Origin of the sequence: Nocardia takedensis NBRC 100417 (genome assembly GCF_000308695.1) — a bacterium.
GTDB lineage: Bacteria > Actinomycetota > Actinomycetes > Mycobacteriales > Mycobacteriaceae > Nocardia > Nocardia takedensis.
On record NZ_BAGG01000105.1, the window covers coordinates 40,423 to 48,690 of the forward strand.

Annotated in this window: 8 protein-coding genes; 4 read left to right on the top strand and 4 right to left on the bottom strand. The window is 70.1% G+C overall.

Annotation, left to right across the window (positions count from 1 at the left end; translation table 11 throughout):
• The first annotated feature begins 211 nt into the window (after positions 1–211).
• Positions 212–1,462, top strand: a complete 1,251-nt coding sequence (locus tag ON30_RS22670) for a hypothetical protein (protein WP_245554168.1) — start codon at positions 212–214, stop codon at positions 1,460–1,462.
• Positions 1,453–2,364, top strand: coding sequence for an Abi-alpha family protein (locus tag ON30_RS36305; RefSeq protein WP_083911604.1), 912 nt, complete (start codon positions 1,453–1,455; stop codon positions 2,362–2,364). Before ON30_RS22670 ends, ON30_RS36305 begins: the two co-directional genes overlap by 10 nt.
• Position 2,365: 1 nt before the next feature.
• Here the strand turns inward: ON30_RS36305 and ON30_RS22680 are convergent, their stop codons facing one another.
• A complete protein-coding gene (locus ON30_RS22680; RefSeq protein WP_040709938.1) occupies positions 2,366–4,153 on the bottom strand; it encodes an ABC-F family ATP-binding cassette domain-containing protein in 1,788 nt (595 codons plus the stop codon).
• A 186-nt stretch (positions 4,154–4,339) separates the two neighbouring features.
• The gene (locus tag ON30_RS22685) at positions 4,340–5,275 is read right to left on the bottom strand and encodes a 4-(cytidine 5'-diphospho)-2-C-methyl-D-erythritol kinase (protein ID WP_040709959.1); all 936 of its coding nucleotides are present in this window, start codon (positions 5,273–5,275) and stop codon (positions 4,340–4,342) included.
• Positions 5,276–5,459: 184 nt separating this feature from the next.
• Here ON30_RS22685 and ON30_RS22690 point away from each other — a divergent pair, with 184 nt between their 5' ends.
• Positions 5,460–5,666, top strand: a complete 207-nt coding sequence (locus ON30_RS22690) for a heavy-metal-associated domain-containing protein (protein ID WP_040709940.1) — start codon at positions 5,460–5,462, stop codon at positions 5,664–5,666.
• A complete protein-coding gene (locus ON30_RS22695; protein WP_040709942.1) occupies positions 5,666–6,550 on the top strand; it encodes a DUF8832 domain-containing protein in 885 nt (294 codons plus the stop codon). The genes ON30_RS22690 and ON30_RS22695 overlap by 1 nt, the downstream gene beginning before the upstream one ends.
• Before the next feature lie 342 nt (positions 6,551–6,892).
• Here the strand turns inward: ON30_RS22695 and rsmA are convergent, their stop codons facing one another.
• Complete coding sequence (gene rsmA, locus ON30_RS22700) at positions 6,893–7,774, bottom strand: 16S rRNA (adenine(1518)-N(6)/adenine(1519)-N(6))-dimethyltransferase RsmA (RefSeq protein ID WP_040709943.1); 882 nt, start codon at positions 7,772–7,774, stop codon at positions 6,893–6,895.
• 25 nt (positions 7,775–7,799) lie between these two features.
• On the bottom strand, positions 7,800–8,268 hold a 469-nt coding region (locus ON30_RS22705; protein WP_040709944.1), incomplete at its 5' end, for a resuscitation-promoting factor.

Below are 8,268 nucleotides of genomic sequence, written 5' to 3' on the forward strand. Positions count from 1 at the left end.
CTCCGGCGGCCGATCGTGTCCCGCGGCACTCGGAGGCGACACGACTCGTCGGCTCACAATGGGGTCCAGCCCGCTACGGGGTGCTAGTTTGGGTTGCCGGTGAGGCGGCGATCACCGGTGGGATCGGTAGGAGGACGTGGTGCTGGAGAGTCTTTTCGGAATCCACCCGACGATCCTCCTGGAGCTTCTGACAATTCCGCTTTTCACAGGCGTGATCGGTTACATCACCAACTGGACAGGCATCCTCATGCTGTTCAAGCCGATCGCCTTCCACGGTATCCGGCTGCCCGGTCTCCGCGCCCTTTTCCCGTTCCTGCCCAAACGAATTCAGATCCTGCCGTTGCTCAGCTACGACGGACGTATCGGCTGGCAGGGCATCGTTCCGTCACGGGCCGACAAAATGGCGAGCATCGCCGTGGACAAAGGTCTGGCCAAGCTCGGCAGCGTCGCGGACTTCTATCGGGAGTTGGAGCCGGACAAACTCGCCGAACATCTGACCTCGATCGCCGACACCCAGATCCGCGACATCGTCGAGGAAATCCTGCGGCGGGAACATCCACAACTCTGGTACAACCTGCCGACCCAGGTGCGCGAGATGGTGCACGCCCGCGTCCGCCAGCAACTCCCGGACATTCTTCTGGAACTCACCCATGAACTCGGCGCGAATATCGACCAACTGATAGACGTCAAACAAATGGTGATCCGGTACTTCCAGGCCCGCCCGCACCTGCTCAATACGCTGTTCCAGGTGCTCGGCGCGAAGGAGTTGCGGTTCATGCAGAACTTCGGCTTCTACTTCGGCGCGCCGTGCGGTGTGGTGCTGGTCGCCGTGCTGCACCTGACCGGGTGGTCGAGCCTGGTGGTGTTGCCGGTCGGCGGTGTGATCATCGGTTGGGTGGTCAACTGGGTCGGCCTGAACATGATCTTCGCCCCCGCCTACCCGAAGTGGTGGTGCCCGTGGCGGCAGGGCCTGCTCATCAAGCGCCAGGACGAGATCACCGCGGGCTACGCCGAACTGGTGTCGAGCCAAGTGATCACGGTCGCCAACATCGGCGACGAACTGCTCAACGGCCCGCGCTCGGACCGGACCATGCAGATGCTCGAGGACACCCTGCGTCCGGCGGCCGACCGCGCGCTCGGCCCGGCCCGCTCGGCGGTGAAGTTCGTGCTGGGCAGTCGCGAGTACGACTCGTTGCAGTCCACGCTGACCACCGAGGCCATGTCGATCGCCCCCATCGCCTTCGCCGACCCCGAGTTCAACGTCCGCCAGGGCAAGCAGATCAACGACTACATCGCCAAGCAGATGGCTGCCCTGTCACCCAACGACTTCGTGGACATGCTCCGCGCGGCCATCAAACAGGACGAATGGCTTCTTTTTCTCCATGGCGGCGTGCTGGGGCTGTTCGCCGGATACGCTCACATTCTGATTTTCGGAACGGGAGTGGCGACGACATGGCTGTGACGGACGCGGACGGCGGCGACGATACCGAGGCCGTCGAGACCTCGGCGGCCGACCGGACAGCGCGGGTGGACCCACCCGCCACAACCCAGCTGAGCAGGGCGAACACCGACGCGGTCGCTGTTCGCCCCAAGCGCCGCCCGACGCGGCCGAGCCCCCTGGACACCGTGCGCGCGGCCACCGGCGTCGCCAAGGTCGCGGTGACGGCGGCGGGCGCGGTCACCAGTTGGAGCGTGGACACCGCGCTCGGTCTGGGCGCGACGGTGGTGCGCGGCAGTATCGCGGGCAACCCGCCGCGCGAGGTGCTGGCCGAGGCCGAAGCCGAGTTCCGCTCGGCGCTGCGGCGCGCGTTGGGCCTGCCGCCGCAGGACACCCCCGACACCCTGGCGGGCGTGCCGACACTGCGCGAACAGGGCGCGGCGCTGCTGAGACTGTCGGCCAACCCGCACGGCGAGGCCCAGGAGATCCATCCGGCCTTCGCGCGGATGCTGGCCGACCTGACCCCCGACGAAGCCCGCATCCTGCGCTTCCTGCACCTGGACGGCCCCCAGCCCGCCATCGACATCCGCGCGGGGCGCCCGCGCGGCCTCGGGGCCGAGAAGGTCATGTCGGGGATCAATCTGATCGGCGAACACGCCGGCCTGCGCTTCCCCAACCGCATCCAGCAGTACCTGCCGAATCTGCGTCGCCTCGGGCTGATCGAGTTCGCGAAGGAACCGGTCGGCAATCCGCACCGCTACCAACTGCTCGAAGCGCAATCACCGGTGCGCGAAGTGCTCAAGCGGTCCGGCTTCGGCACCAAGGTCCACTACCGCAGCATCGTGCTGACCGGCTTCGGCGCGGATTTCGTGCAGACCTGCCTGCCGGTGGTGGTCTCGGACGGACGCGCCTCCGGCACCAGCTGACTCAGGACTCGTCGGCCAGTTCCAGCCAGCGTTCCTCGGCCGTCTCCTTCTCGGCCCGCACCTGCTTGAGCTCGGCCCCGAGCGTGACCAGCCGGTCCGGTTCGGTGGCGGCCTCGGCCAGCGCCGCGTGCAGTTTCGCCTCGCGTTCATCGAACTTGGCGATGGCGCGTTCGAGTTTGGCCAGTTCCTTGCGCGCCGCGCGGTAGGCCGCCGAATCGCCGGTGCGGGTCTCGGCGGGCGCGACTGCGGAACGGGCCTGTGTCTGCTGCGCGGCGGCCCGCTTGGTCAGGTACTCGTCGATGCCGCCGGGCAGGTTGGTGAGTTTGCCGTCGCCGAACAGCGCCCAGGTGGAGTCGGCGATGCGCTCGACCAGGTACCGGTCGTGGCTGATGACGACCAGGGTGCCCGCCCAGTTGTCGAGCAGGTCCTCCAACTGCTGGAGGGTGTCGATGTCGAGATCGTTGGTGGGCTCGTCGAGCAGCAGGACGTTCGGCTCGGCCATCAGGATGCGCGTCAACTGGAGACGACGGCGCTCGCCGCCGGACAAGTCCCCCACCGGGGTGCGCTGCCGCGCGGGCGTGAAGCCGAGGCGTTCGGCCAGCTGACCGGCCGAGATCTCCTTGTCGCCGAGCATGATCCGCTGCGCCACCTGCTGCACGGCCTCGAGCACGCGCATCTCGGTGGGCAGATCGTCGAGTTCCTGCCGCAGCCAGCCGATCTGGACGGTCTGACCCTGGACCCGCTTGCCCGCGGCGAGATCGCCGTCACCGGCCAGCGCGCGCAGCAGCGTGGTCTTGCCGGACCCGTTCACCCCGACCAAGCCGACCCGTTCGCCCGGCGCGAGCCGCCAGGTCAGGTCGCGCACCAGTTCGCGGCCGTCGGGGGTGGTCAGGGTGACGTCCTCGAGTTCGATCACCACCCGACCCAGCCGTTTGCGGGCGAAGGCGGCCAGCGAGACGCTGTCACGCGGGGGCGGCACGTCGGCGATCAACGCCTCGGCGGCCTCCACGCGGTAGCGGGGCTTGGAAGTCCTGGCCTTCGCGCCGCGGCGCAGCCAGGCCAGTTCCTTGCGCGCGAGATTGGCGCGGCGCGCCTCGGAGGCATCCGCCTGGCGGGCGCGCTCGGCCCTGGCGAAGATCCAGTCGCCGTAGCCGCCCTCGTAGCTCTCGACCTTCCCGCCGACCACCTCCCACGTATTGGTAGCCACGGTATCGAGGAACCAGCGGTCGTGGGTGACGACCACCAGCGCGCTGCGCCTGCCCAGCAGATGCTGGGCAAGCCACTGCACGCCCTCGACGTCGAGGTGGTTGGTGGGCTCGTCGAGGACCAGCAGGTCCAGGTCGCGCACCAGGGCGGCGGCCAGCGCGACCCGGCGGCGCTCACCGCCGGAGAGGTTGTCGACCTTGGTGTCCAGGCCGAGGCCCTCGATGCCGATGCCTTCGATCACCGAGCGGATGCGCGGATCGGCGGCCCATTCGTGCTCGGCGAGATCCTCGGTCATCTGATCGTCGGCCAGACCGGCCAGCACCACCGAACCGACCGTCGCGCCCTCGGGCAGGACGCCGCGCTGGGTGACCACCGCCATCCGCAGCCCGCCGACCCGACTGACCCGCCCCGCGTCGGGCTGCTCGAGCCCGGTCAGGACCTCGAGCAGGGTGGTCTTGCCGCCGCCGTTGAGGCCGACCACGCCGATGCGCTCCCCGGCGTGCACGCCGAGCGACACACTGTCGAGGAGCGGTGTGATCCCGAAGCTCTTGGAGACCTGTTCGAGGTTGATCAGGTTGGACATGGATCCTTCCGAAGGTCGCGCAGGCAGCAGGTCGCGCGGGCGGCGCGGTTCGTGCCCGGTCAAGCCTATCGCCCCTGGGCTCGGGTCTTTCGCGCCGATCCCGCCCGCTGCTCACCCGATACGGCTACGACCCGCCCCCGCTACTGCGCGGAGATCGCTCCCCCGATCCATGTAAGCGCCGAGGGATCAGCGCTTGCCCGGCGTCTCCGCCCCCAGAACGCGCGCGCCGGGCACCGGGCCGCTGGCCGTGCGGACGCTGCGGGCCACCCCGGCGCCGGCCAGTTCGGCGGCGACGGCGATCGCCGATTCCTCGCTCTCGCACAGGAACGCGCAGGTGGGCCCGGACCCGGAGACCAGGCCGGTGAGCGCGCCCGCGGTGACGCCCGCGCGCAGGGTGCGGCGCAATTCCGGTTTGAGCGAGAGCGCGGCGGCCTGCATGTCGTTGCCGAGCAGGGGGGCGAGTTGGGCCGGATCGCCGGAGGCCAGGGCCTGCATGAGTTTCTGCGGTTCGTCCAGTCGCGGTGGTTCGCCGTTCTCGCGCAGCCTGTCCAGTTCGGCGAAGACCGCCGGGGTGGACAGCCCGCCCTTGGCCAGCGCGAGCACCCAGTGAAAAGTGTTGCGGGACAGGACGGGCAGCAGCCGTTCTCCGCGCCCGGTGCCCAGCGCGGTGCCGCCGTGCAGCGCGAAGGGGACGTCGCTGCCGAGTTCGGCGGCGATGGTGGACAACTCGTCGCGGCTCAGGCCGATGTCCCAGAGTTCGTTGAGCCCGACCAGCGCGGCGGCGGCATCGGCGCTGCCGCCCGCCATACCCCCCGCCACCGGAATGCCCTTGGTGATGGCGATTTCGACCAGGGGCGCGCGCCCGGCGACGTGGGCCAGACGCACCGCGGCCTGCCACACCAGGTTGGCGCGGTCGGTGGGCACCTCGGCCGCGCCCTCGCCGGTGACCCGTACGCTGAGGGCGGCGGCGGGCGCGATGCGGACGTCGTCGCTCAGCGACAACGCCTGGAAGACCGTGGTCAGATCGTGGTAGCCGTCGGCCCGCAGGTCACCGACTCCGAGGTGGAGGTTCACCTTGGACGGCGCGCGCACGACGACGGGGCTTGGCACTACTGACAACACGATGCTCAAGCCTAACCGCTGGGTACGACACCCGCCGCCCGCGTGACGAGCCGTTCACCCGTCGGGCGCGATTCGGCAACGAAGCCGCGTACGGACGGTTGCGCCACATACCCCCCAGGGGTAACCTGACAGAGGTCCCGATACCCCGGGACCGTATGATCGACCGCGAGCGAAGGAGTCGGCGATGGCCACCACCACCTACACCGTCAAGGGCATGACCTGCGGACACTGCGTCAGCGCGGTGCGCAAGGAGATCGGCGCGATCGAGGGCGTCACCGCCGTGGACGTCGACCTCGCCAGCGGCGCGGTCCGCGTCGACAGCACCGACCCGGTCGCCGAGGCGGACATCGTGGCCGCCGTGGACGAAGCCGGTTACGAGGTCGCGCGCTGATGGCGGTCCGGCCCGGGTTCGTCGTGGCGGGCGGGGTGCTGGTGGCGGTGTTCGCGGTGGTGCTCGGCATCGGCGCGTTCGTCGGCGATCCGGACGGCACGTCTCCCGCGACGGGAGACGCGCACGGATTGTCGGAGGCCGCCTCGGGTTATCGACTCGTCGATCTCACCGCGCCCGCCACGCCGGACCAGGCCGGACCACTGCGCTTCCGCGTCACCGCACCCGACGGCGCGCCGCTGACGCGGTTCGCCACGCGGCACGAGAAGAAGTTGCACCTCATCGTGGTGCGCACCGACACCGCCGAATACCGCCACGCCCATCCGGTGATGGACGCCGCGGGCCTGTGGTCGGTGGACTGGAAATGGAACGCGCCGGGCACCTATCGCGTCTTCGCGGACTTCGCGCCCGAAACCCCGGACTCCCCGGGCGATCTGGTGCTCAGTGACACCGTCGTGGTCGCGGGCGAGGCCGGGACGCGAACACTGCCGCCCGCCGCGCCGACCGCGACCGTCGACGGCTACACCGTGACGCGACAAGGCGAACTCACCACGGCAGGCGGCGAACTGCGGTTCACCGTCACACGGGCGGGCGCGCCGGTGACCGACCTCGAGCCGTATCTCGGCGCCAACGCGCACTTGGTGGCGCTGCGCGCCGCGGACCTCGCCTACCTGCACGTCCATCCGCAAACCGACGGCACACGCGGGCCGGAAGTCGTCTTCCACGCGCAGGCCCCGAGCGCGGGCGCCTATCGGCTCTACCTGGACTTCGCGCACGGCGGCGTGGTGCGCACCGCGGAGTTCACCGTGGACGCGCGTTCGGCCGAAGAACTCACAGGTTCATCCACACCCGGTGGCGGCCATCACAGCGGCGGCGGTCATCCGTGAGCGGACAGGACGAATCGGCGCGGGCCTGATCCGAGAATCATGCCCCCACCTGGGTTTTCACCGCCGCCAAGCACGACAGCGCCGAGGTCGGCTCCGGCATCGCGGCGGGTCCGCCGTCGGATCGGCGACGCACATGGGAAAAGTGAGTTATCCACAGTACGTCCCGAGGCATGGGGATACCGGCGTGCGGTTGTCCACAGCGCCTGATGGTGTTGTCCCCCAACACAAACCGATCGGTCCGGTATTGCGGATATCCGTACCCCCGCCCCGTGGACGGCAACCGATCGGCACCGGTCGCCCATCCTAAGGCCGGGCGACCCGACGGGGCAAATCCCCTGCCCGTCAGTCCTGTTCGGCCAATCGCACGAACGCCGCGGTGTCGAGCGTCTCGCCGCGCGCGGTCGGATCGATGCCCGCCGCGACCAGTCGACGCTCGGCCTCGACCGGCGAACCGGCCCATCCGGCCAGCGCCGCCCGCAGCGTCTTGCGGCGCTGCGCGAACGCCGCGTCCACCACCGCGAAGACACGGCGGCGGTGCGCGTCGTCCAACGGCCACGGCGCGTCCGCGAACCGATCCACCCGCACCAGACCGGAATCCACGCGCGGCACCGGCCAGAAGACCTGCGTGCCGACCGCGCCCGCGCGCCGCACCGACCCGAAGAAACCCGCCTTCACACTCGGCACCCCGTAGACCCGGCTCCCGGGTTCGGCGGCCAACCGGTCGGCGACCTCGGCCTGCACCATCACCAGCGCGGTGCGCAGACTCGGGATCTCGGCCAACAGGTGCAGCAGCACCGGAACCGCCACGTTGTAGGGCAGATTCGCCACCAACGCGGTCGGCGCGACGGGCAGATCGCCCACCGCCACCCGCAACGCGTCGGCCTCGACCACGTGCAACCTGTCGGCCAGCGCGGGCGCGCGATCGGCGACGGTGACCGGAAGGTGGCGGGCCAGCACGGGATCGATCTCCACCGCGACCACCGAGTCGACCACGTCGAGCAGGGCCAAGGTCAGCGAGCCGAGCCCGGGACCGACTTCCAGGACGGTGTCGGCGCGACCGACCTCGGCCGCGGCGACGATCCGCCGCACGGTGTTCGCGTCGTGCACGAAGTTCTGCCCCAGTTGTTTGGTGGGGCGGATGCCGAACCGCTCGGCCAAGGTCCTGACCTCGGCGGGCCCCAGCAGCGCGGCGCCGCCTCTGGCGGAGTTATCGGGTTCGGACACCCGAAGAACCTACCAAGGGACCGGCTCAGCCCAGTCCGAGGCGGCCGGTGCACGCGGGCCAGGCGCCCCAGCCCTGTCGGGCGCGGGTGACCTCGGCGATCGCGATCTGCTCCTCGCGGGTGGCCAGATCCGCGCGCGGCGCGTAGCGCAGGCCGCCCTGCCGCTCCCAGGTGCTCTGGTCGAACTGGATGCCGCCGTAGTAGCCGTTGCCGGTGTTGATCGCCCAGTTGCCGGTGGATTCGCAGCGGGCCAGCGCGTCCCAGATGTGGCCGTCGCGAACCTCGGGGACCTCGGTGCCCGGTTTGGCGCCCTTGCGGACGGTCCTGGGCTGGGCCGGCGTGGTGACGGTGTGGCCGACGGCCTCGCGCCCGACCTCCTCGCCGTTGACCATGGTGACCGCGAAGGTGACGTCCTGCACGCCCGGTTCGCCCGCGTTCTCGACCACGGTGCGACTCATGTTCATGGTCTCGTCCTCGATGACGTTCTCCGGCGGA